Source organism: Tropicimonas sp. IMCC34043 (genome assembly GCF_003390845.1).
Lineage (GTDB): Bacteria > Pseudomonadota > Alphaproteobacteria > Rhodobacterales > Rhodobacteraceae > Tropicimonas.
On sequence record NZ_QMEK01000005.1, the window covers coordinates 70234 to 92976 of the forward strand.

Sequence of the window (22743 nt, forward strand, 5' to 3'; positions counted from 1 at the left end):
CCCCGCGATCATCATGGCTCACCAGAGGTACTTGCAGATGTTGTCGCCGACGAAGTCGCTCAGCTCCTTGCCGCTCTTGCTGACAATGGCGGTCGCCACATCGGTGGGGATGCCCACCTTGTCGGTCAGAAACTGGCCCGCCGAGGCCGGATCCTGAAGATAGATGTTCATGAATTCGCCGCGCAATGCGTCGTTGTCGAAAAGCTTGGCCGTGGCCATGGTCGCATAATACTCGGGCGTACCCTTTGCAGTCGGCATGGTTTGTCCTTTCTGCCGGTTGGAAAATGGTTTCGGGGGTCTGCCCCGCTCTCGCTAGTTCCCCTGAACGGCCGCACTGCGTTGCAGCACGTACTGGTCAAAGGCAAAGATGAAATCGAGCATGCCGCGCTTTGCACCGGTCCAGTCCGGCCGGGCCAGGGCATGACACTGCAGACAGTTCGACTCATTCTGGGTGAAGGTCTCGATCACGGTATTGCCGAGGATCTCGGGCACCGGGACGCCCACGCCCGAGGGGCCGTATTGCTTCCATTGCGTCCCCTTCAGGTGATAATTCTCGAACACCGATCCCTCGAGCGCCATGTGCATGCGGATGTTGATGCAGCTGAATTCCTGGTTGGAGGGCGGACAGGGGTCGTTGCCACTGCTGGCGGCGCCACCGGGAGAAACGGGCCCGAAATAATAGCCCGGCGGATAGTTCTGAACGACAAGCGAGGGGATCTTTTCCAGCGCGGTCTTCGGCGGCCAGTTCGGACCGCGCGATACTGCCTGATCGACATCATAGAAGATCCAGTCGGGCACCGGCTTGCCGTCCTGGAAATGGCCCTGCCCGGTCGCACCGATCTGCGACCAGAGCGGCGCGGCATCGACATGCTCGAAGGTGCCCCAGGCCCAGTCGGGCATTGTCGCCGTCTTGTAGACCAGATGCATCCCGACCAGCCCGACCGGCACCAGCGCGCAGTCGTGGCTGCTGCGGCCGTCGTCGATGACCGGGGTGACATAGGCCCAGGACTTGTGAAACCGTTCGGGATCGTCCTTCGCATCGAGGATTTTCCACGCGGCCTTGGCGATGATGGCGCCGCGCACCGGCGGGTCGTTCGGGTTCGATCCCCAGGTGCCGGAGGGCAGATCGAGCTTGCCCTGCGCTTTCAGATAGGACTCGAGCTGGACGGCATCCCAAAGCCCGTGCGCGACCGTGTAGTCATAGGCCTGACGGTTGAACAGCGACTCGTAGCGCACCGGTTGGCCCGCGGCATCGAGCAGCGCGTCGCCATCGGGATTGACATAGGTGCTGAGCAGTCGCGGTTCGATATCGTTCGGGATCTTATCGGCAAAGGGAACGGCGGCCATGGCAGCCTTTGCATCGATCTCGCTGCAGGCCGCGGGCAGCGGATGCTCGGTGCTGTCCCATGGAAGCGGTGGCTTGCCGGGGCGGAAGATCGACGCCGTGCTTTTCCAGGTGTCCCAGACCGTGGTCCAGTCGCCCTGTCGCGGCGCGGTGAAATCCGGCGTACTGACGATGACCTTGCCGTCCGTTGCCTTGGAAACCGGCCAGTTCAGCGCCACGAAGGCCCGTGAGGACAGCGGATCGACCTGGGTCACCGTGGGAAAGTTCACGTCGCCGATGAAACAGGCCGCCCATTGCGGATCCTGAAAGGTATAGCCCGCCTGCTTGCAGGTGCAGACAAGCTGGTCGGCCGGATCACAGGCAGCCCCCGCCCCCTGTGCTTGCGCGAGGGCGGGAAGGGCGGCTGTCGCGCAGGCGATGAAGGCGGAAATTCGGGCGATCTGCACGGGCAAAATTCCTGTCCTGTCCGATTTCGTCTATCCGGGGCAATCTGGAAACCGTCTCACTCGACCGGAACGCTTTGGGCCCGCTGGTATCCAGGCCGGTCGCACTCCTGCCCGAACAATTCCCGAGTTCGTATCACATCGCAACAAATTTTCTTATACTCTACGGTATATTACCGGCTTTCTGACGGGAAAATACCGAATGCCCGAGGCCGCACTCAACCGGTCACGGCAAGTCCCTCTGCCGTAAAGAAAAGCTGCCATTTCGGGTCAAGGATCAGACCGATGCGATGGCCCGGACGCAGTCCCGCCTCGCTTGGCGCCCGAACCGTAACCTGCCCCAGGTCGCCGCCGTCGATAATGAGATATGTGTCGGCGCCGAGGTATTCGACCACATCGACCGTGCCGTCAAAGGCGCCCTCGCCCTCGGCACCGAGGACGATGTGTTCGGGCCGCACCCCGATGAAATCCGCGGGCGTTGCGAAGGGATAGGCCCCGCCCCGCCCGCCCGGCAAGCGGAACTGCCCCTCCCCGGTCGTGCAGGGCAGAACGTTCATCTTGGGCGAGCCGATGAACTGCGCCACGAACAGGTTGCCCGGGCGTTCGTACAGTTCCTTCGGGCTGCCAATCTGGGCGATCCGGCCCGCCTCCAGCACCACGATCCGGTCGGCGAGCGTCATCGCCTCGACCTGATCGTGGGTGACATAGATCATCGTCGTCGACAGCGCCTGATGCAGCTTGGCGATCTCGTATCGCATCTCGACCCGAAGGGCCGCGTCAAGATTGCTGAGCGGCTCGTCGAACAGGAACGCCGTCGGATCGCGCACGATCGACCGGCCGATTGCCACCCGCTGCCGCTGCCCGCCCGAAAGATCCTTGGGCCGGCGCTCCATGTAGGGTTCAAGTTTCAGCACGCGGGCCGCCTCGGACACCTTGGCCTCGATCTCAGATTTCGGCGCGCCGGCGGTCTTCAGGCTGAACCCCATGTTCTCGGCCACTGACATATGCGGATAAAGCGCATAGGACTGGAACACCATGGTCAAGCCGCGCTTCGCCGGCGGCTCGGCGGTCACGTCGCGCCCGTCGATCAGGATCTGGCCACGCGAGGTTTCTTCGAGCCCGCCGATCATCCGCAACAGCGTGGACTTGCCGCAGCCCGACGGCCCGACGAAGATCACGAATTCGCCGTCGCCGATCTCGAGGTCCACCCCCTTGATGACCTGCACGTTGCCGAACCACTTTTCGACCGCCTTGAGCGTGATCGCCCCCATCAGAACCTCCCTTCTGCCTGCGGCGACGCCCATGCCAGCCACACCGCCGCCGTCCAGGTGAAATGCCCGCCGCCTGCGGGCGTGCCGTCGCGCGGACTGAAATATTCGGCAAAGCCCGAGGCGGCGATCAGCGCCTGCGCATCGCGGCGCAAACGTGCGGCCTCGGCCCCGTGGCCCATCTCGGCGAGCCCGAGCCCCGCGAGCGCGTTCAGGATCGCCCAGACCGGCCCGCGCCAATAACGCAGCGGATCGAATTCGGGATGCGCGGGGTCGAGCGAGGGAAGCATGAAACGCACCTCGTCCGCGATCCGGTGCAGATGCGCCAGCATGCCGGGGTTTTCGATCCCGGCGTACCAGTTCAGAAACGACGCGTTGGAGAGTGACCCGGTGAACGCCCCGCTGCGCAGATCGACCGAATCGTAATAGCCGCCGTCGGGATTCCAGTGGCCCTCCGCGCCCTCTGTCAGCGCGCGGATCCAATCCTCGATCTCGCGGGTCGGCTTGCCAACCTCCTGCGCCAGCACGGCAAGATCCCGGCAGGCGCGCAGCAGGATGAAGCTCATGCCGACATCGGCCACCCGGAACGGCCCGCGGTCGCGGATCGTGGCCTCGTCCCAGCCGCAGTCCCGGCCAAAGCCCACCATGGCCAGATACCGGTCGTATTCCGCCTTTTTCGGCCGCTGGCCCGCGTCGACCTGTTGCAGGTCGCGCCGCTGATAGCTGCCAACGCCCGAGGTATCGACCGCCTGCATTGCAAGGTCCCAATCGGGCGCGTTGTCGCGGCCGGTCTCCCAGGGGTGGGTGACGGCCACCATGCCGCGTTCGACCCGCGCATCCATGAACCAGCGGTGCCAGCGCAGCAGCCCGTCGAACAGCCCCGCGATCCGCGGCCTGCCACGATCCGGATCTGCCATCAGCACCGCGCGCGCCATGGTCGCGACCACCGGCGGCTGGGTGATCCCCGAGGTTGGCGGCTGGTTCCCGACCCCCCAGACCTCGGGTCCGGGGAAATACCCCGGCGCCGGTTCGTGAAAGATCATGTGCGGCACCATGCCATTCGGCCATTGCGCCGCCATCAGCGTCTCAAGCTCGGTCCAGGCGCGCTCGACATCGAAGCGCGAAAATCCCCAGGCCGCAAAGGCGCTGTCCCAGTTCCACTGGAAGGGATAGAGCATCGCCGTCGGCACGGTATAGCGCCCGCGATCGTTGTCGCGCAGGATCCCCCGCGCCGCCTGATCGAGTGTCTCGTGGTGCACCGCGCTATCCTTTCACCGCACCGGCGGTCAGCCCGCGGGTCATGAATTTCTCGAGGCCGAGGAACAGCGCCATGATCGGCAGCGTCGCGATCACGGCACCGGCCATCAGATGCTGGCGCGGCACTTCCGAGGAATTCAGCATCGCCACCCCCCGTGTCAGCGTGAATTTCGACGGATCGTCGAGCAGCATGAAGGCCAGCAGGAACTCGTTCCAGGCGATCATGAAGACATAGAGCGAGACCGAGGCCAGCGCCGGCAGCGACAGCGGCAGGGTGATCTTCCAGATCACCTGCAGACGGGTCAGCCCGTCCATCAGCCCCGCCTCCTCGACCTCGGCCGGAAGACCGCGGAAATAGCCCTGAAGCATGTAGAGCGAGACCGGGATCGTCGTGACCGGATAGATCAGGACCAGCCCGAACAGCGAATTGCGCAGCCCGGTCATGGAAAACGCGATATAGATCGGCAGCGCGACCACGATCATCGGCACCATGTAGATCAGCAGGATCGAGCGGGACAGCGCGGTGCGGCCGCGAAACCGCAGCCGCGCCACCGCATAGGCGCCGGGCACCGAGACCAGCAGCGTGATCGCCACGGTCAGCACCGAAATGACGAAGGAGGTCGTGAGGTAGCGGCCGAAGTGGAATTCCTGAAACAGCTCGCGATAGCTGCGGAACAGATCCGTGCCGCGGCCAAGATCGATCGAGAAATCGAGCGGGTTCTGCATCAGCGCCTGCTGCGACTTCAGCGAGGTCATGACCATCACGTAGAACGGGATCACCACGATGGCGGTGAAGAACAGGTATCCGAAGCCGGTCAGAAACCGGATCACCACCTCTTCGAACTCGTGCCGTGTCATTGCGCCCGCAGGCATGCCACGCAGCATCGCCGAAATCGGCAGCCCGGCCCCGGCCCCAAGCAGCGCCGCGGCGGCGACCCTCTGCATCAACGTCACCTCGGGATCCGCCCGCACCGGCCCGAGCCCTGCAAGGCCGAGCACAAGCGCTGCGGCCGCTGCCAAAAGCACCAGCGCCCAGCCTTTGCGCAAGACGGGCGCTGCCGCACCGACCCCCACGCCGATCAGTACCGAGCCGACCAATCCGGGGCGGAACCCGGCGCCGGTGGCAAAGGACATTGCAACCGCAACGGCCGTCGCTACGACCAGCAACCACAGCACCCCGACGACCGGCCCGACCACACGCCCCTGTCGCAACGACCCCATCACGCCCCCAAGGTTTCTGAGTGGTAAGAAGACGGCCGGAGGCTCACACTCTGCTCTCGATGGCTCACAGACCTTCCTCCCGACTGATGAACCTGAAGAAGAAGATCGAGAACACCAGCAGGCAGCAGAACACGACCACGGCAACCGCCGCCCCCGCCCCGATGTTCGAGATCGCAAAGGCCTGCTCATAGACGTCAACGGTCAGCGTCCGCGTCCCGGCGCTGCCACCCGTCAGCAGGAAAATGTCGTCGAACTTGTTGAAGGTCCAGATGAAGCGCAACAGGAACAGGACCGACAGGATGCCCAGCAGCATCGGCAGGCTGAGATACCAGAATTTCTGGAACGGGCTTGCACCGTCCATGTCGGCAGCCTCGTACATGTCGGCGTCGATCGATTGCAGCCGCGCCAGGATGAACAGGAACGACAGCGGGAAATAGCGCCAGACCTCGAACACGATCACCATGATCAGCGCCAGAGGCCTTGTGCCGAAGAAGTTGATGCCTCCCTCGGTCAGCCCCATCCGGATCAGCAGTTCGTTCGCGGACCCCGACGTGGGGTCGAACAGCGTCACCCAGGTGAAGGCCACCGCGATCACCGGCGCCACGTAGGGAAACAGGTAAAGCCCGCGCAGAACCCCCTTGCCGCGGAAGTCGTTGTTCAGCAGCAGCGCCGCGAACAGCCCGACGACAAGCGCCCCGATGGTGCCAAAGACCGTGTAGATCACCGTCACGCCGAAAACCTGCCAGAACTCCGACCCGTCGAACAGCCGGGCAAAATTCTCCAGCGTGAACTCGCCATTGGTCAGCACGTGATCGGCGCGCCCCGTCACCACGGGTTCGCTGTCCTCGGGGTCGCCGCCCCAATCGAAGAACGCCTGCCCCAACGTCACGTCGATCTTGAAGCGGTCGTTGTAGCCGCCCTCTATGGTGCCAAAATTGCAGAAGAATTCCTGCCCCGCCTCGACGGGCCCGGTCAGCGAACAGCCGTCGGGCAGGTCGCCCGTCACCGTCACCCCGGGCGGCCAACGGTCGCTCAGCGTCACCGCGTCGATCACCGTGTCGCGGCTCGAATTGCGCAGCCGGTATTCCACGGTCGCGATATCGCCCGGGGCCTCGGGGCGACCGCGGATCTGCTCGCGCACCACCGGAACCGGCGCCCGCAGATCCGCAAGCCCGATAGGCTTGAACGAGATCCAGAAAATCGACAGCAGCGGCAGCAGGATGACCATCGCGACGCTGAAGACCGTGGGGAACAACAGCCCCCAGGCCACCCGCGCCTCGCGACGCCCGAGCGGGCCGGTGCCCTTTGGAGGGATGGCTTCGGTCATGTCCGCTTCCACCTGTCGGGGGAGGCGCCCGCGATGGTCCCGGGGCCGGCACAGCCGCCGGCCCGGCCCCTTGGGGTGGGCGCCTGCTGCATCACTGGATCTTGGCCAGTTCCTCGTTCAGCGCCGCAACCGTCGCGGCCGCATCGCGCTGGCCGTCGATATAGTCGCGCACCAGACGGTTGATGACCTCGCTGTTGACCATCTTCGAAGCGAGCGCCAGTTGTCCCTCCTTGACGCCCCAACGCTGCGCCACATCAAGCCCGCCGACGATCTCGTCGATCATCTCGGGCGAATACAGCTCGGACAGCGGCGCCTTTCGGTCCACCCCCACGTCAAGCTGCGACCAGGCCTTGGTGAACTTGTCCGGCTCCTCTGGGGTGCCACGGCGCACCGGGAACTTGCCCTCGGGCGCAATCGCCAGCGTCTCCATATAGCCATCGTCCATCGAGAACTTGACGAACTCGATTGCCGCATCCGTGTCGGCATCGGCCGAAATGCCGAAGAAGTTGGTGTTGGAATAGGCCGCGCCTTCGGGGTTCGACGGTCCGGACAGCTTGGTCACGATCCCGGTTTTCGAGGCAAGTTCGCGGCTCGTCGGATCGTCGTTGATGGTCGGCGGGGCATCGTCGCGCAGCCCGGCAAGTTCGTCGAGGATGAAGGGCGACCAGATGACCATCGCCGCCTTGCCGTCGAAATAGAGCTCGCGCGATTGCTTCCAGTAAAGCTCGCCGGCGGGCGAGGCGTCGGCCACGGCCTTGTAGAACTCCAGAACCTCGATGGTCTTCTTCTCGTCGAGCGGGGCAAACCCGTTCTTGTCCACCGGCGAGACGCCGTTGGCGAGGAACACGTGCTCCAGAACCTGGCTCATGAAGGCCTCGTCCACCTTGGTCGCGGCGACAAAGCCATACATTTCCGGCGGATTGTGCAGCTCGCCAATCGCCGCCATCACGTTGGCATAGGTGTTCGGGGCCGCAAGTCCGGCCTCGTCGAACAGGTCCTTGCGATAGACGATCATCTGGGTCCAGCCGTCGGACGGCACGCTGGCCCAGCCATCCTCGGTCGCGGCCATGGCAAGCGTTCCGGCCGCGAAGGTCGAGGGATCGAGATCCTCGATCACTTCGGTCGCCGCATCGCTGTCAAGGATCCCCGCCTCGACCCAGGGCAGCGCATAGGACAGCGGGTGATAGATCACGTCGGGCAGATCGCCTGCCGCAAAGGCCGCGGTGGCGCGGGTGCCAAGATCGGATTCCGTGACCGGGATGACCTCGACCTCGATCCCGAACTTGTCCGAGAATTCGTCGGCCATCTGCTGCTGCCTTGCCAGGCGCTCAGGCTGTTCCTCGGTGGTCCAGAACCGGATCGTGTCGGCATTGGCGCCGATACCCGACAGAAGCAGCGCCACCGCCGTTCCGGTCAGCCACTGGGTGTGGTTCCCCATCGTCTTCCTCCCTTGCGGTATTCGGATCTCACCGGACGGCCGGGGCGGTCTGCTGCCGCCTGCATGGGTCCGGTGTGGCTTGCGCCAGGATCAGTGGTTCGGGAAAGGCGACCATCGGTGCCCGGTACGGGCACAGTGTGATCGGCCGGATGGCGTGGCATTAGCGCGTCGAGCCACGGGCTGTATGCCGGGCTCTGCCCAGGCACCTGCCCTGTCACTGTCGGCCATACCGGCATCTTCCGCCTCCCTGTCTCACAGAAAAGTCCACGAAAGCGGTTTGGGCAACCCGGAAAATCCAAAAAACGCACAAGGACGTGGGGGAAAGCTGCGGCAGGAAGAACAGCGCCCCCGCATCCGCCCTGAATCGGTCATCACGCCAATAAATGCGCCCCTGCTCTGCCGCCGCCTCGGTTGGCGCACGGACCGCGCACGCAACGTTGTTTTCCCTCGCCCGCGATCTTGCTTGACCGACCGGCCGCGCGCTCCCTACCGATCTCTCAATCTGGTCATTGAAGAGGAGGACGCGCCATGACCCATCCGACCCGGATCGCAAAGGTCGATCTGCCCGATCTCGACACGCTCAGCGACGAGACCCGGGCCTATCTGCAGCTTTGCGAGGAAAAGCTTGGGCTCGTTCCGAATGTGCTGCTCAGCTACACCATCAACGAGGCCAAGCTGAAAACCTTCAGCCGGTTCTACAACGAGCTGATGCTGGGCGACTCGCCGCTGAGCAAGCTCGAGCGCGAGATGATCGCCGTCGTGGTCTCGTCCTGCAACCACTGCTATTATTGCCTCGTCGCCCATGGTCAGGCGGTGCGGGCGCTGTCGGGCGATCCGGAACTCGGCGAGATGCTGGTGATGAACTATCGCGCGGCTAACCTGCCGGGGCGGCAGCGTGCCATGCTCGACTATGCCTGGAAGCTGACCGAAGATCCCCACGCCATCGGCGATGCGGACCGCGAGGCGCTGCGGGCCGAGGGCTTCAGCGACCGCGAGATCTTCGATGTCACCGACACCGCCGCCTTCTTCAACTATACCAACCGGGTGGCGCACGGGATCGATATGGCACCGAACCGCGAATACCACGCGATGAACCGCTGAGCAGGACGCGGTTTCAGACCCTGAAGGCAGCCCCGGCCGCCATGCGGGGCGCCACATCGCGACGACAGGAAGACAAGAGGGAGGACAAGCTCATGCTGGACGAAAGCAATGTCACAGGGGCAACCGACAGCCCGCTGGTGCGCAGCACCATCGGCGAGGCGCTGCGCGAGACCGCCACGCAGCAGGGCGAGGCGCCCGCGATCCTGTCGCCCGAGGGACCGGCAGGGGACCTGAGCTATCGCGCGCTGTATGAACAGACCGGGATCCTGGCCGCAGCCCTGCTGGGCCGCGGGCTGCGCCCCGGCGACCGGGTCGCGATCCTCGCGCCAAACTGCACCGAATGGGCGTTGATGCAGTTCGCGACCGCGCGCGCCGGGCTGATCCTCGTCACCCTCAACCCCGCCTATCGCAGCGAGGAACTGGGCTTTGCGCTGGAAAAGGTCGGGTGCCGGATGCTGGTCAGCACGCGGCGCTTCAAGGGCAGCGACTACCTCGCGATCCTCGGGCTGAGCGAGGGCGGGCCGCTGCCAAGGCCGCTCGAATTTCTGGTCGGCATCGGCGAGGACTGGCCCGAGGGCGTGATCCGCTTCGACAGTCTTCTGACCCCGCCCGACGCCGGCGCGATGGCGGCGCTCGCGGCGGTCGAACCGACGCTCGGCCCGGACGATGCGATCAACATCCAGTTCACCAGCGGCACGACCGGCCTGCCGAAGGCGGTGACGCTGAGCCACTTCAACATCCTCAACAACGCCCGCTTCGTCGCCGACCGTCAGGCGCTGGGGCCGGATGACCGGCTTTGCATCCCGGTCCCGCTCTATCACTGCTTCGGCATGGTCATGGGCAACCTCGCCTGCATCACCCGCGGCGCCGCCTGGATCTATCCCTCGCCCGGCTTCGACGCCGAACGCACGCTCGATGCCGTCGAACAGCGCCGCTGCACCGCGCTTTATGGCGTGCCGACCATGTTCATCGCGATGCTGAACGACCCCACCTTCGCCGGGCGCGACCTGTCGTCGTTGCGCACCGGTGTCATGGCAGGCTCCCCCTGTCCGGCGGCGGTCATGCAGCAGGTGATCGAACGCATGCACATGGCCGACGTCACGATCTGCTATGGCATGACCGAGACCAGCCCGGTCAGTTTCCAGACCGTGCCCGACGACGCCTTCGAGCGGCGCATAGGCTCGGTCGGCCGCATCCACCCGCATCTCGAGGCCCGGATCGTCGGACCGGACGGACAAACCTGCAAGATCGGCGCCGAGGGCGAGATCCGGGTTCGCGGCTATTCGGTGATGTCGGGCTATTGGGGTGACGCTGAGGCAACCGCCAAGGTGATCACCCCGGACGGCTGGATGTGCACCGGCGATCTGGGCCGGATGGATGCCGAGGGCTATTGCATGATCACGGGGCGGTCGAAGGACATCATCATCCGCGGCGGCGAAAACATCTCGCCCCGCGAGATCGAGGAGCTGCTGCATCGCCACCCGTCGATCCGTGACGCGCATGTCTTCGGCATCTCGAACGAGCGCATGGGCGAGGAGATCTGCGCCTGGGTCCTTCCCGCGCCCGGCACCGACCTGACCCCGGAGGATGTGCAGGAGTATTGCCGCGCCCATATCGCCCACTTCAAGGTGCCGCGCCAGGTGCGCATCGTCGACAGCTTCCCGATGACGGCAAGCGGCAAGGTGCAGAAATTCCTGATGCGGCAGCAGGAGGAAAAGCAGACGGCCTGACGCAGGGCTGACCTCAGACGCCCCGGCGCGCGGCTATTCGGGCAGCGCGACGGGGCCGAGTGTCGGGTACAGATCGCCGGGCCCGGGGTTCGTCCCCGGGCTTTCGCCGCCAAGCTGGCGCATCACCCCCCAGACCGCGTTCAGCGCGGTCTGCACCGCACCCTCGACCCAGGCGGGGGTAAAGCTGACGCCGTCGCCGGCCAGGAACATCCCGCGCTGTCCGGGCGGCAGGGTGTCTTGCATGAAATGCCCGTACATCCGCCGGTTATAGCGGTAGTGGCCGGGAAGCGCGCCCTTGAAGGCGCCAAGGAAATGCGCGTCTGCCTCCCAACTGACCGAGATCGGAGTGCCAACGATATGGCCCGCGATATCGAGCCCGGGATAGATCCGCCCCAGCGCCGCCAGCGCCAGATCGACCCGGCGTTCGGTTGACAGCGGCAACACCTTCAGCGCGTCGGTCATCCAGGCATAGCTCAGGCAGATCACCGCCGGCCGGTCGGGGCCGTTGTCGAACAGATAGGTGCCCCGCGTGATCCGGTCGGTCAGGGTCATCGACATGGCATGCCGCCCGGTCGCCGGATCGCGATCCTTCCAGAACGGGCGGTCGACCATGACGAAGGTCTTCGAGGATTGCATATAGCGGGTACGGTCGAGCGCCATCCAGAGCTTCTGATCGAACAGCGCCTCGTCGGTGTCGATTGCCGTGGTCAAAAGGTGGCTCTGGCAGGTTATGATCACCGCCTCATAGGCTTCGCACCGGCCCCACTGGTCGGTCACGTCAAGCTGCCCCGCCGTGTTCCGCACGATCCGCCGCGCCGCCGCCCGGGTCGCGCCGTCGTTCAGCCGGGCAAGGCTGGTGCCAGCAGGCCAATGCGCCATCCGATCCGGCACATGGTCCCACAGCCGGCGCGGCACCTGTTCGACCCCGCCGACCATATAGCGCTGGTCCTCGTCGAATTCGCAGAGATTGACGCGCAGGATCTCCAGCATCGAGTTGGGAAAGTCGCTGTCCCAGCCGCCGGTGCCAAACCCGACCTGGCCGAAGACCTCGAGATGGCGAAAGCCGAGCTTTCGGAACGCGGTCGAGGAGGCAACGAAGTCATAGAAGGTGCGCTCGTCCCAGTCGCGCACCAGCGGGTCCCACAGCGCCTTGATCGCCGCCGCATCGCGGGCCCGGATCGCGGCCTTCAGCGCGCGAAACTGCGCGCCTTCTTCGAGTGCGGCGTCATAGGCGGCGGCCACCTCGTGGAACAGCGGCGGCAGGTCGGCCAGCGTCTCGGCATAATGGGTGTGGCCCTCGAGGTCGATCACGGTCGACCCGGCCGCCGGGGTCAGCGGGTTCGGAAACGGCCGGCTTTCGACCCCGACCTTGTCGACATAGTGATAGAAGGCGGCCGAGGAGGTCGGAAACCGCATGCCGCCCAGTTCGGCCACGATACTCTCGGCCCCTTCGAAGGGCTGGGACCGCAGCCTGCCGCCGAAACGGCCCGATTCAAACAGGATCGGGCGCAGGCCGAGGCGCATCAGTTCGTATCCCGCGACCAGCCCCGCGGCACCGGCGCCGATCACTGCGATCCGGGCGCCATGGCGTTCGGCCGGCACCCGGCCGAGCCCTGCGGGGTGGCCCAGCCAGTCGTCATAGGCAAAGGGGAAATCCGGCCCGAAGGCAGTCAGCGGCCGGTCGCCGGCGTCGTGCTGCGGCAGCTCCGCCATGGATGACACACCCTTTCCAGTCACGGCACACCTTCGCGAGACCTACTCCCCGTATAGGCAGCCTGCGGCCACCCGTACAGCCCCCGGCCCGCCCCGATACCCGGCGTCGGATCTGCCATACGGTGACATTTCTTTTCGATACCTCCATGTTACAGGTCACATCAGGATGGTCCGACCCGCGGCCACCGGAGGCTCGAGATGCGACTAGCCCTTTGCCAGCCAGTACCGACCGATGGCGTGATCGAGACGGCCTTTGCCCGCCTCGATCAGGCGCTGTCAGCAGCCGCGGCGGCAGGTGCAGACATGCTGCTGCTGCCCGAGCTGTTCCTGCCAGGATACAATCGCCCCGATCTTCACGATTCCCTCGCGCAGCCGGCCGATGGGCCATGGCTCGACCGGGTGGCCGGGATGGCAAGACAGGCAGGGTGCGGCGTGACGCTCGGCTGGGCCGAGCGTGCCGAGGGGCGGCTGTTCAACAGCGCTGTCTGCTTTGGCCCGGACGGGGCACTGCTGGCGCACTACCGCAAGCTCCAGTTGTTCGGCGAGATGGAGCGCACCGGCTTCACCGCTGGCACCGGCTATTGCCTGTTCGCGCTTGGCGACCGGATCGCCGCGCTGCTGATCTGCTTTGACGTCGAATACCCCGAGCACGCCCGCGCGCTGGCCGCTGCGGGAGCCGAACTGCTGCTGGTGCCGACCGCAAACCCGACGGGCTATCCCCATGTCGCCGATCTGATCGTCCCGGCGCGGGCGGCCGAAAACGGCCTGACCGTCGCCTATGCCAATTATTGCGGCGAAGAGAGCGGGCTGGAATTTGACGGTGGCTCGGTGATCGCGGGGCCGGACGGGCAGGCGCTTGCCCGCGCAGGCGCCGCCCCTGCCCTTCTGGTAGTGGACCTGCCGGCGTCGGGCGCCGGCGGGCGGCTGGGCCTTGCCACCCGACCGGGCGACACCATTGCGCCCGCCTGACCCGCCGTTGCCTGACCGACCATTGCCGGCAAGAACACCGACATGGGCGGAACCGCGTGGGTCGTGCAGTCCGGGGTTCAGGGTCTCGGGCAGGTGCCGGACCGACCCGAGCGCAGGGCTTTGGCGCAACACTCGGAGACGCTGGCATAGAGGTCTGCGGTTTCTCGATTTCGAACTGCGGCCGGCAATCCGCAGCCTCACCCGGCAAGGTCAGGATGCTCGCCTCCGTGCCCGAGCGTTCGATCTGCTGACGTTCCTGATCGAACACCGCGACCCTGTGGTGGGACGCGACGAGCTTATAGAGGCCTGCACAACGAACGGCCGGAAGAGGATTGGGGGGCAAGCTACAGCGGTACCATCGGCAAGTTCTTCGCTGTCTTCCAGTCGCTGCCGATCCCGCCGGAAATAAAGGCGACATTCGCAACCATGGACGAGTCGTTGGTCCATGGTGTCTTTGGCGGACGGACGGATCGCGAGGCTTGCATCGCAGCCTACACCCAGGAACAGCGAGAAGGTGGGCCTGCTGGTCTTCACGCCCTCGGACGGCTGGGGGCCGCTGTGCCGGTTTCTCGAACTTCCGGTGCCCGCCGGGGAAAGTGCCGGAACGGCGTTCGGGGCTGCCTGCATCGGGACGGCAGCGGCCCGTCATTGTACCGAGGCGGCGATACCCAGAGCGGCATTTTGTGGCATACGTTGCCGTCAGGACCCGCGATGACCCTTCGATGCCGGAGCCACGATGCACGCTGTGACCGACCCCTACACCCATCACCCCGAACTTCGGGGCAAGATCGTCGACCCGCTGACCTCGTTCTTTCGGACTTTCAGTCTCGACTCGATGCTCGCGCGGTATCCGGAACTGGCGGCGGCGCGAAGCTGGGCACATAGCGACAGCCACCGCGAAGGCACCCGCGCGCGGACCCTGGCCGAGCACGGCGCGGGCGATCTGTGGATCTTTGCCTACGGGTCGCTGATGTGGGATCCGGCGTTCCAGTTCGCCGAAGTGCGCCGCGCCTCGGTCCCCGGATACGCCCGGCGCTTTGTCCTGAAGGACATTTACGGCGCGCGCGGCACCAGGGAGGCGCCGGGACTGATGGCCGCGCTCGACCGTGGCGACGGCTGCGAAGGACTGGCCTTCAGGATCGCCGCGCAAGAGATCGAGGCCGAGACCGAGATCCTGTGGCGCCGCGAGATGATTGGCCCCGGCTATATCCCGACCTTCGTTCCCGCCGTGATCGACGGGCAACCGGGGAATGCGCTGACCTTCGTGGCCGACCATTCCGCGGATCAGATCTGCCCGGAGCTGACCCGCCGCGAACAGGTTCAGTTCATCGCACAGGGCAAGGGATTTCTGGGCACGAGCAAGGATTATCTGTGCAACATCGTCAGCCAGTTCGCTGCCCTTGGTATTGTCGATGACGACTGCACCTCCCTGCTACAGGAGGTGGAAGCCTGCCTTGCCGCACAAAAGTCGCGTCGCCCCATCGAGCCCCGGGACGGTGCGGGTAATGACGGACCGGATCCAAGTCTTTGACGGACACAGTGATTTCCTGCTGCGGTTGATGCAATCTTGCGACCCGCGGCAGGAAACCCGGCTTGGGTCGGCAAGAAAGGGACATCCGGCAGAGTTGCCTCGAACGCCATCGGCATTTACCGGAGCGCGTCGCCTCAGTGGGCCTCAGACGGCGGATGCCCCGCGCCCGGGCGCAGATAGACGAACCAGTAGAGCAGGCCGACCAGAACCCCGCCGCCGAGAATGTTGCCGATCGTGACCGGCACCAGGTTGGCAATCAGGAAGTTCGCCCAGGTGAGGTCGGCAAAATCGGCGGCGGTCCTGCCGGTCTCGGCCCAGAACTCCGGCCCGACGGCGTCCCGGGTCAGGATCGCCATCGGGATCTGGAACATGTTGGCCACGCAGTGTTCGAACCCCGCCGCGACGAACATCGCGACCGGCAACACGACCGCGAGCAGCTTGTCGGTCACGGTGCGGGCCGAAAAGGTCATCCACACCCCGAGGCATACCATCACGTTGCACATGGCCCCGAGCGCCACCGCCTGCACGAACCCATGATGCAGCTTGTGCTGGGCAACCTGCATGTAGTTGATGCCAAGCTGGCCGTTCGCAAATTCGTAGTGCCGCGCGGCCTGCATGATTGCGACAAGGCCAATCGCACCGACGAAATTCCCGGCATAGACCAGCGCCCAGTTGCGCCCAAGCTGGCCCCAGGTGATCTTGCCGCTGGCCTTCGCCACGACCGTCAGCACCGTCGAGGTGAAAAGCTCGCCGCCATTGACCACCACAAGCATCAGCCCGAGGCTGAAGGCGATCCCGCCCAGCATCCTGTTCGCGCCCCAGCCCATGTCGTTGCCGGTCGTGACCACGGTGTAAAAGATGAACCCGATGCCGATGAAGGCGCCCGCGCTGATTGCCAGCACGAAAGCGGTCAGCGGATCCTTGGTCGCCTTGGCAACCCCCAGCTCCTCGGCCTTGCGGGCCATGGCCTGCGGAAGCAGGGCGTCGAAGGTGCCGAAATTCTGGTGCTGCATTTACTGCGGTCTCCGATAGGGCGCAAAGGGCGGGAGGATGCGCCCGCCGGCGCGGGGCGCTCAGGCGGCGGTCAGGCCACGGCTGCGAAAGACCTCGCGCGCCGCATGGGTTTCATCGGGTGTCGGGGTGGGTGTGTCGCGCAGGCGGTAGTCGAGCCCCAGACGGTCCCATTTCGAGATGCCCATCTGGTGAAACGGCAGCACCTCGACCAGCTCGACCAGAGGGCCAAGCCCGGCCACATAGTCCGCCATCCGCGCCACGTCGTCCGCCGCATCGGTCCAGCCCGGCACCAGCACATAGCGGATGCGCAACGGCTTGCCGAGGCGCACCATCCGCTCGGCGCAGTCGAGCGTCGGCTGCAGCGGCTGGGCGGTCAGGACGCGGTATTTCCCGGGATCGATCTGCTTGATGTCGAGCATCACCAGATCGATATTGTCGAACCATTCGTCCGCGACCGTGCCATGCAGGAACCCTTGGGTATCGAGCGCTATATGCAGACCGTAGCGATCCTTGATCGCCGCCGCCGCCGCCCCGACAAAGGCCGCCTGCAACATCGGCTCGCCACCCGAGAACGTGACGCCGCCCGCGAATTTCAGGAACCCGGCATAGGACCCGACCTCGGCCAGGACGTCCTCGACCTCGACCCGGCGGCCATTGTGCAGCTTCCAGGTGTCGGGGTTGTGGCAATAAAGGCAACGGAACTGGCAGCCCGCCATGAAGAAGACGAACCGCATCCCCGGCCCGTCGACGGCCGCGCCCGATTCCACCGAATGAAGAAACCCGTGGCCGGCATGGGCATGCACGCCGTCGAACGTGTCGCCAGGGGTCGAGACAGTCATGGTCATGCTCCGGGCAAGACCGGGGCACCCGAAGGCGCCCCGGCGTGGTGCGTTACATCGATCCGTGGAAGGTCCGGCCGATCACGTCAAGCTGTTGCTCGCGGCTCAGCTTGACGAAGTTCACCGCATAGCCCGAGACCCGGACCGTCAGCTGCGGGTATTGCTCGGGGTGCTCCATGGCGTCGAGCAGCGTCTCGCGCTTCAGCATGTTGACGTTGACGTGGAAGCCACCCGCCTTGGTGAACCCGTCGAGGCAGTTGGCCAGGTTGCGCACCTGCTCTGCCTCGGTATGACCCATCGAGTCGGGCGTGGCCGAGGCAGTCCAGGAGATGCCGTCCTGGGCATATTCATAGGGCAGCTTGGCGACCGAGGCGCCGGCTGCGACAAAGCCCTTCTTGTCGCGCCCGTTCATCGGGTTCGCACCGGGGGCAAAGGGTTCGCCCGCGCGCCGGCCACAGGGTGTGTTGCCGGTCTTCTTGCCGTAGACCACATTCGAGGTGATGGTCAGGATCGACTGGGTCGGCGTGGCGTTGCGATAGAAATAGGGCTGGGCCTCGATCTTCTTCATGAAGGTCTCGGTCAGCCAGACGGCGATATCGTCCACCCGGTCGTCGTTGTTGCCAAAGGCGGGATAGTCGCCCTCGATCCGGTAGTCGACCGCCAGACCCTCGTCGTTGCGGATCACGTGCACCTTGGCGTGCTTGATGGCCGACAGCGAATCCGCCGCGATCGACAACCCGGCAATGCCGCAGGCCATGGTCCGCAGGATGTCGCGGTCGTGCAGCGCCATCTCGATCCGCTCATAGGCATACTTGTCGTGCATGTAGTGGATGGTGTTCAGCGCCTTGACATAGGTCTTGGCCAGCCAGTCCATCGTCTTGTCGAACTTTGCCACGACCTCGTCATACTCGAGAACGTCGCCGGTGATCGGTTCGAAGCCATGGGCGACCTTCTTGCCGCTCTTCTCGTCCACACCGCCGTTGATCGCATAGAGCAGCGCCTTGGCAAGGTTGGCGCGGGCGCCGAAGAACTGCATCTGCTTGCCGATGGCCATGGCCGAAACGCAGCAGGCGATGCCATAATCGTCGCCCCATTTCACCCGCATCAGATCGTCGTTCTCGTACTGGATGGCCGAGGTGTCCTTGGACACGCGGGCACAGAAATCCTTGAACCCGCGGGGCAGTTGATCGGACCACAGAACGGTCAGGTTCGGCTCGGGCGCGGGGCCGAGGTTGTAGAGCGTGTTGAGGATCCGCATCGAGGTCTTCGTGACCAGCGGCCGACCGTCGAGCCCGATGCCGCCGATGCTTTCGGTCACCCAGGTCGGGTCCCCCGAGAACAGCTCGTCATATTCGGGCGTCCGAAGGAACCGCACGATCCGCAGCTTGATCACCATGTCGTCGATCAGTTCCTGCGCGGTCGCCTCATCCAGCAGACCACGGTCGAGGTCGCGCTGGATATAGATGTCGAGGAAGGTCGAGGTCCGGCCAAAGGACATCGCCGCGCCGTTCTGTTCCTTCACCGCGGCGAGATAAGCCAGATAGGTGAACTGAACCGCATCGTGCGCGGTCATCGCGGGGGCGGCCATGTCGACGTGGTACTTCAGCCCCATTTCGTGCAGGTCGTCCAGCGCGCGGTACTGCTCCTGCAGTTCCTCGCGCAGACGGATGGTGGTGTCGTCGAACACGGCATCGTCGAGCTCGTGGAACTCGCCCAGCTTCTCTGCCTTCAGGAAGTCGATGCCATAGAGCGCCACGCGGCGATAATCGCCGATGATCCGGCCGCGGCCATAGGCGTCGGGCAGGCCGGTGATGACGCCGGATTTGCGGCAGGCGATGATGTCGGAACTGTAGACGTCGAACACGCCCTGATTGTGGCTCTTGCGGTGTTTGGTCCAGATCTCGTGCACCGTCGCGTCGGGCTTGAAGCCGAACGCATCGAGCCCGTTTTCGACCATCCGCAGCCCGCCGTTCGGCATGATCGCGCGTTTCAGCGGCGCGTCGGTCTGAAGCCCGACAATCAGTTCGAGGTCGCGGTTGATGTATCCCGCGTCATGGGCGGTGATCGACGAGGGCCGGTCGGCCGAGACGTCGAGAACGCCGGCTTCGCGCTCTTTCTTCAGCAGCACGCCAAGCTCGTCCCAGAGTTTGCTGGTGCGCTCGGTCGGGCCGGCCAGGAAGGCGGCATCGCCCGCATAGGGTGTGTAGTTCGCCTGGATGAAGCCGCGCACGTCCACTGATCGGCGCCACGCACCATCGGAAAATCCTTCCCAGGGATCGGTCAGCGGCGTCTGGATCATTACGTTCATTTTCGGCTCCTGAATTCCGCTCGGGCGGAATCGATTTCCGTGACAGTTGCAGACAATTCACCCGGAGGCCGACAATCTGCATTGTCGGCGGAGGCTTCCGGATAATTCTGAGGCAAGGTGTTAGCGCCTTCGCTGCGGCTACATAGCGGCAAACGGCGGTCGGTTTCAATTGCCGGGGCTATTCGCGCCACAAATTTTATTGTTTTATTTCAATGCGTTGCTTGCATGATATTCCGGCAATGTCGTCACCGCATCACAGGTGTAGCAATCATGTTGCGCCGCCGGCGGGCGGCGTTTTCAAAAGATGCGCGGCCGATTTCCGGCGATCTGGCGCAACCGAATTTGTGACGATCATTCCCCGCGACCGGAAAACAATTTTCCGCCCGGGTGCGCGCTATCGTTCCCTGACAGCCGCCCCGGTCACGCGGAGCACGCGCACCGAAAGAGCCGCATTGGTCGCCACCCCGAACAGCAACGCCCATACCGGCGCGCCGATGCCGAAAAAGCCGATGCCCGAGACCGTGGTCATGAAGGTCACCAACGCGGCCTCGCGCTGGTTCTGGGACGACAGCGCAGCGCTGAGGCTGTTGCCGATGGTGTTCAAAAGCGCAAGCCCCGCCACCGTCACCACAAGCGCCTTTGGGGCGATCAGAAACAGGCTGATGACGGCCGCGCCCAGCAGACCGACGATGCAATAGAGGATGCCCGCCACGACAACCGCCTTGTAGCGGGTCGCCGGGGTCTCGTCCGCCTCGGGCCCGGCGCAGATCGCGGCCGTGATGGCGGCGAGATTGAAGGCATAGCCACCGAACGGAGCCAGAAGAAGCGTCGTCAGGCCGGTGACGGCGATGCTGGCCGAGACCGGCGGCCGGTAGCCAGCCGTTTTCAATGCCATGACCCCCGGCACATTCTGGGAGCTCATCGTGACTATATAGAGTGGCAGGCCAACGCCGATCAGCACCGGCAGCGAAAAGGCGGGCACGGTAAAGACCGGCCGCGCCAGCGAGAAATCGAACGGCGTTCCGGCCTGAAACGCCGCCGTCGCCCCGCAGATCCCGCAGCCCGCCGCCAGAACCGCCGGGATCGTAAAGCGTGCGAACCATCGCCGTCCGGCGAGATATGTCAGGCACATCGCAGCAACCAGCGGCAGGTTATCTTCCATCGAGTCGAAGACCCCGAGGCCGAAGCGGAACAGGATGCCCGCCAGCATGGCGCTGCCGATCGCCTCCGGTATCAGGTGGGACAGTCTCTCGAACCACCCGGTCAGACCGGTCAGCGTCAGCAGCAGGCCGCAGAACACAAAGGCCCCGATCGCCTGATCCATCGGCACACCATCGAGGCTGATGACCAGAAGCGCCGCGCCCGGTGTCGACCAGGCTGTCAGGATCGGCATCCGATAGCGCAGCGACAGGACAAGGCCGCTGATCCCCATGCCAAGGCCAAGCGCCAGCATCCAGCTGTTGGCCTGGGCCTGGGTCGCGCCCAGAACGTCGATGGCCTGAAAGATGATCGCGACACTGCTTGTATAGCCAAGAAGGACGGCAACGCAGCCCGCGACAACATGAGAGAGCTTCAATCCGGCGATCATTCCATCCGTGCCTTTCCCGGCCCCGGGCGCTACGACTGGAGAACACCGCGCCCTTCTCCGGCCGTTATAACGGACGGGCGTTATAACGCACAACAGCTTTGATGCAGATGACAGAGACGAAAATCCGGATCAACCTCAAGGCCGTCCGCACCCGTGCGGGGCTGAGCCTGTCGCAGGCAGCAGAGTTGACGGGTGTCAGCAAGGCGATGCTCGGCCAGATCGAACGCGGGGAATCGAGCCCCACCCTCGCCACGCTGTGGAAACTCGCCAAGGGGTTTCACCTGCCGCTGACCGCCTTCATCGAGGATCTGGTCCAGACCACCGGCATCTTTACCCCCGCTCGGCCAGATCCGGTCAGGTTTCAGGGCAGCATCGGCTTTCACACGATCTTTCCCTTCGATCCGGTCTTCGGCTCCGAGACCTTTCTGATGACACTCGATCCGGGGCAAACCCATGTCTCGAACCCGCATGACGCAGGTGTGGTCGAAGACGTCTTCGTGACCCGGGGCGAGATTGAAGTCCTGCTGGATGGAAACTGGAAGGTCTTTCGCTGTGGCGATGGTATCCGCTTTCCCGCCGACCAGCCGCATGGTTATCGAAACATGACGGACGACCCGGCCCAGTTCCACAACACGATGCACTATCCAAGAACCGCGCTGTTCGAGGAGATCAGCGACGGCTCGTGACGCCCGATGCTGCCGCTTGCATCAGTCTTGGGGATGGTCTCGCCGATCTCCCCGGCGATCTGTTGACCGAGATCCGGCTGGTTCGATCCCCATCAGCGAACCGGCCATCGCGGTTGTTCGGCCCGATCCTCCTCGGATTCTCAGGATCGGCGCCAGATGCCGTTGTTCAGGTCGGCCTAGTCGGTCAGAAGCGCCGAAAGATCGCCTGCTGCCTGTCTCAAGGCGTCCAGATGTTTCAGCGCGTCCTCCATGGAAAGGCGTTGCGCCGGCGCATGAAACGACAGGGTCGAAACCAGCCGACCGTTGGCTTCGGTGATGGCAACACCGACCGCGACCATCCCGTCCATGAATTCTTCGTTGTCGACCGAATAGCCCTTTTCGCGCACACCCGCTATTTCCGCCAGCAGGCGTTCGGGATCGGCAAGGGTCTTGTGGGTGAACTGTTCGAATTCGACAGTATGGGCGTAACGTTCGAGATGTTGCGGGCTGAGCGAGCTGAGGTAAAGCTTGCCGCTGGCGGTACAATAAAACGGAACCCGTGTGCCGACCGGCAACTGAATGCGCAACGGCCATTTGGTTTCGACACGATCTATATAGATCATGCCGTCGCGTTCGGGCAGTGCCACGTTGACCGTCTCACCGATCTGCTCGGCCAGGCGGGTCAGGATCGCACCTCGCACGGTTCGAATGCGCAGCGATGACAGGATGCCCGAGGACAGGTTTCGCATCCGCGATCCGGGCGAGAAGCTGCGCCCGTCTATTTCGCGTTGAATGAATCCCTCGTGTTCGAGCGTGGCGAACAGGCGGTGGATTGTCGGCTTGGGCAGACCGAGGATCTGGTTGACCTCGGTCGGAGTTACGGGAACTCCGGCCGAGGCCATTTCTTCAAGGACGATCAACAGCCGGAGGTTGGTCGCAATGTTGTCTTGCTTCGAAGAGTTTTCGCTTTCGGTCACAAATATTCT

19 protein-coding genes are annotated in these 22743 nt (G+C 64.6%); 6 read left to right on the top strand and 13 right to left on the bottom strand.

Annotation, left to right across the window (positions count from 1 at the left end; genetic code table 11):
• Positions 1 to 18: 18 nt before the first annotated feature.
• From DQG17_RS16615 to DQG17_RS16645, 7 genes are all read right to left on the bottom strand, one after another.
• Positions 19 to 258: a hypothetical protein gene (locus DQG17_RS16615; protein ID WP_116134001.1), complete on the bottom strand. Its 240-nt coding sequence runs from the start codon at positions 256 to 258 to the stop codon at positions 19 to 21.
• A 54-nt stretch (positions 259 to 312) separates the two neighbouring features.
• Positions 313 to 1791, bottom strand: a complete 1479-nt coding sequence (locus tag DQG17_RS16620; protein WP_116134002.1) for a hypothetical protein — start codon at positions 1789 to 1791, stop codon at positions 313 to 315.
• 215 nt (positions 1792 to 2006) lie between these two features.
• A complete protein-coding gene (locus DQG17_RS16625; protein WP_116134003.1) occupies positions 2007 to 3059 on the bottom strand; it encodes an ABC transporter ATP-binding protein in 1053 nt (350 codons plus the stop codon).
• Positions 3059 to 4315, bottom strand: a complete 1257-nt coding sequence (locus DQG17_RS16630; RefSeq protein ID WP_116134004.1) for a hypothetical protein — start codon at positions 4313 to 4315, stop codon at positions 3059 to 3061. The genes DQG17_RS16625 and DQG17_RS16630 overlap by 1 nt, the downstream gene beginning before the upstream one ends.
• A 4-nt stretch (positions 4316 to 4319) precedes the next feature.
• The gene (locus DQG17_RS16635) at positions 4320 to 5534 is read right to left on the bottom strand and encodes a carbohydrate ABC transporter permease (RefSeq protein WP_116134005.1); all 1215 of its coding nucleotides are present in this window, start codon (positions 5532 to 5534) and stop codon (positions 4320 to 4322) included.
• Positions 5535 to 5598: 64 nt separating this feature from the next.
• On the bottom strand, positions 5599 to 6861 hold the full coding sequence (locus DQG17_RS16640; RefSeq protein ID WP_116134006.1) for a carbohydrate ABC transporter permease: 1263 nt from the start codon (positions 6859 to 6861) through the stop codon (positions 5599 to 5601).
• Positions 6862 to 6952: 91 nt separating this feature from the next.
• On the bottom strand, positions 6953 to 8299 hold the full coding sequence (locus DQG17_RS16645) for an ABC transporter substrate-binding protein (protein WP_116134007.1): 1347 nt from the start codon (positions 8297 to 8299) through the stop codon (positions 6953 to 6955).
• Positions 8300 to 8827: 528 nt separating this feature from the next.
• On the opposite strand from DQG17_RS16645, the gene DQG17_RS16650 reads away from it, so the two are divergent.
• Positions 8828 to 9400 (top strand): peroxidase-related enzyme, encoded by a 573-nt coding sequence (locus DQG17_RS16650; RefSeq protein ID WP_116134008.1) that lies wholly within the window; start codon positions 8828 to 8830, stop codon positions 9398 to 9400.
• Positions 9401 to 9492: 92 nt separating this feature from the next.
• Entirely contained in the window at positions 9493 to 11130 is a 1638-nt protein-coding gene (locus DQG17_RS16655) for an AMP-binding protein (RefSeq protein ID WP_116134009.1), read from the top strand.
• Positions 11131 to 11163: 33 nt separating this feature from the next.
• On the opposite strand, the gene DQG17_RS16660 is transcribed toward DQG17_RS16655, so the two are convergent.
• Positions 11164 to 12843, bottom strand: coding sequence for an NAD(P)/FAD-dependent oxidoreductase (locus DQG17_RS16660; protein ID WP_116134010.1), 1680 nt, complete (start codon positions 12841 to 12843; stop codon positions 11164 to 11166).
• A gap of 198 nt (positions 12844 to 13041) precedes the next feature.
• On the opposite strand from DQG17_RS16660, the gene DQG17_RS16665 reads away from it, so the two are divergent.
• The 3 genes from DQG17_RS16665 (at position 13042) to DQG17_RS16675 (ending at position 15343) form a co-directional block, all read left to right on the top strand.
• Positions 13042 to 13812, top strand: coding sequence for a nitrilase-related carbon-nitrogen hydrolase (locus DQG17_RS16665; RefSeq protein WP_116134011.1), 771 nt, complete (start codon positions 13042 to 13044; stop codon positions 13810 to 13812).
• 445 nt (positions 13813 to 14257) lie between these two features.
• Entirely contained in the window at positions 14258 to 14527 is a 270-nt protein-coding gene (locus tag DQG17_RS22170) for a sulfotransferase (RefSeq protein ID WP_369908058.1), read from the top strand.
• A 21-nt stretch (positions 14528 to 14548) separates the two neighbouring features.
• A complete protein-coding gene (locus tag DQG17_RS16675) occupies positions 14549 to 15343 on the top strand; it encodes a gamma-glutamylcyclotransferase (RefSeq protein WP_116134013.1) in 795 nt (264 codons plus the stop codon).
• A gap of 134 nt (positions 15344 to 15477) precedes the next feature.
• Here DQG17_RS16675 and focA read toward each other — a convergent pair whose 3' ends face one another.
• From focA to DQG17_RS16695, 4 genes are all read right to left on the bottom strand, one after another.
• On the bottom strand, positions 15478 to 16356 hold the full coding sequence (gene focA / locus DQG17_RS16680; protein WP_116134014.1) for a formate transporter FocA: 879 nt from the start codon (positions 16354 to 16356) through the stop codon (positions 15478 to 15480).
• A gap of 60 nt (positions 16357 to 16416) precedes the next feature.
• Positions 16417 to 17196, bottom strand: a complete 780-nt coding sequence (gene pflA, locus DQG17_RS16685) for a pyruvate formate-lyase-activating protein (RefSeq protein WP_116134015.1) — start codon at positions 17194 to 17196, stop codon at positions 16417 to 16419.
• Positions 17197 to 17248: 52 nt separating this feature from the next.
• Entirely contained in the window at positions 17249 to 19504 is a 2256-nt protein-coding gene (pflB, locus tag DQG17_RS16690; protein WP_116134016.1) for a formate C-acetyltransferase, read from the bottom strand.
• Between the two features lie 394 nt (positions 19505 to 19898).
• On the bottom strand, positions 19899 to 21092 hold the full coding sequence (locus DQG17_RS16695; protein ID WP_116134017.1) for a benzoate/H(+) symporter BenE family transporter: 1194 nt from the start codon (positions 21090 to 21092) through the stop codon (positions 19899 to 19901).
• Positions 21093 to 21199: 107 nt separating this feature from the next.
• On the opposite strand from DQG17_RS16695, the gene DQG17_RS16700 reads away from it, so the two are divergent.
• Positions 21200 to 21778, top strand: a complete 579-nt coding sequence (locus DQG17_RS16700; protein ID WP_116134166.1) for a helix-turn-helix domain-containing protein — start codon at positions 21200 to 21202, stop codon at positions 21776 to 21778.
• Between the two features lie 176 nt (positions 21779 to 21954).
• On the opposite strand, the gene DQG17_RS16705 is transcribed toward DQG17_RS16700, so the two are convergent.
• Positions 21955 to 22734: an IclR family transcriptional regulator gene (locus tag DQG17_RS16705; protein ID WP_116134018.1), complete on the bottom strand. Its 780-nt coding sequence runs from the start codon at positions 22732 to 22734 to the stop codon at positions 21955 to 21957.
• Between the last annotated feature and the right edge of the window lie 9 nt (positions 22735 to 22743).

Coding starts and splice junctions, on each gene's coding strand:
- DQG17_RS22170 (WP_369908058.1), top strand. CDS start 14,258: ATGGTGTCTTTGGCGGACGGACGGATCGCGAGGCTTGCATCGCAGCCT.
- DQG17_RS16695 (WP_116134017.1), bottom strand. CDS start 21,092: ATGATCGCCGGATTGAAGCTCTCTCATGTTGTCGCGGGCTGCGTTGCC.
- DQG17_RS16645 (WP_116134007.1), bottom strand. CDS start 8,299: ATGGGGAACCACACCCAGTGGCTGACCGGAACGGCGGTGGCGCTGCTT.
- DQG17_RS16615 (WP_116134001.1), bottom strand. CDS start 258: ATGCCGACTGCAAAGGGTACGCCCGAGTATTATGCGACCATGGCCACG.
- pflA (WP_116134015.1), bottom strand. CDS start 17,196: ATGACTGTCTCGACCCCTGGCGACACGTTCGACGGCGTGCATGCCCAT.
- focA (WP_116134014.1), bottom strand. CDS start 16,356: ATGCAGCACCAGAATTTCGGCACCTTCGACGCCCTGCTTCCGCAGGCC.
- DQG17_RS16650 (WP_116134008.1), top strand. CDS start 8,828: ATGACCCATCCGACCCGGATCGCAAAGGTCGATCTGCCCGATCTCGAC.
- DQG17_RS16700 (WP_116134166.1), top strand. CDS start 21,200: ATGACAGAGACGAAAATCCGGATCAACCTCAAGGCCGTCCGCACCCGT.
- DQG17_RS16665 (WP_116134011.1), top strand. CDS start 13,042: ATGCGACTAGCCCTTTGCCAGCCAGTACCGACCGATGGCGTGATCGAG.
- DQG17_RS16660 (WP_116134010.1), bottom strand. CDS start 12,843: ATGGCGGAGCTGCCGCAGCACGACGCCGGCGACCGGCCGCTGACTGCC.
- DQG17_RS16675 (WP_116134013.1), top strand. CDS start 14,549: ATGCACGCTGTGACCGACCCCTACACCCATCACCCCGAACTTCGGGGC.
- DQG17_RS16655 (WP_116134009.1), top strand. CDS start 9,493: ATGCTGGACGAAAGCAATGTCACAGGGGCAACCGACAGCCCGCTGGTG.
- pflB (WP_116134016.1), bottom strand. CDS start 19,504: ATGAACGTAATGATCCAGACGCCGCTGACCGATCCCTGGGAAGGATTT.
- DQG17_RS16640 (WP_116134006.1), bottom strand. CDS start 6,861: ATGACCGAAGCCATCCCTCCAAAGGGCACCGGCCCGCTCGGGCGTCGC.
- DQG17_RS16625 (WP_116134003.1), bottom strand. CDS start 3,059: ATGGGGGCGATCACGCTCAAGGCGGTCGAAAAGTGGTTCGGCAACGTG.
- DQG17_RS16635 (WP_116134005.1), bottom strand. CDS start 5,534: ATGGGGTCGTTGCGACAGGGGCGTGTGGTCGGGCCGGTCGTCGGGGTG.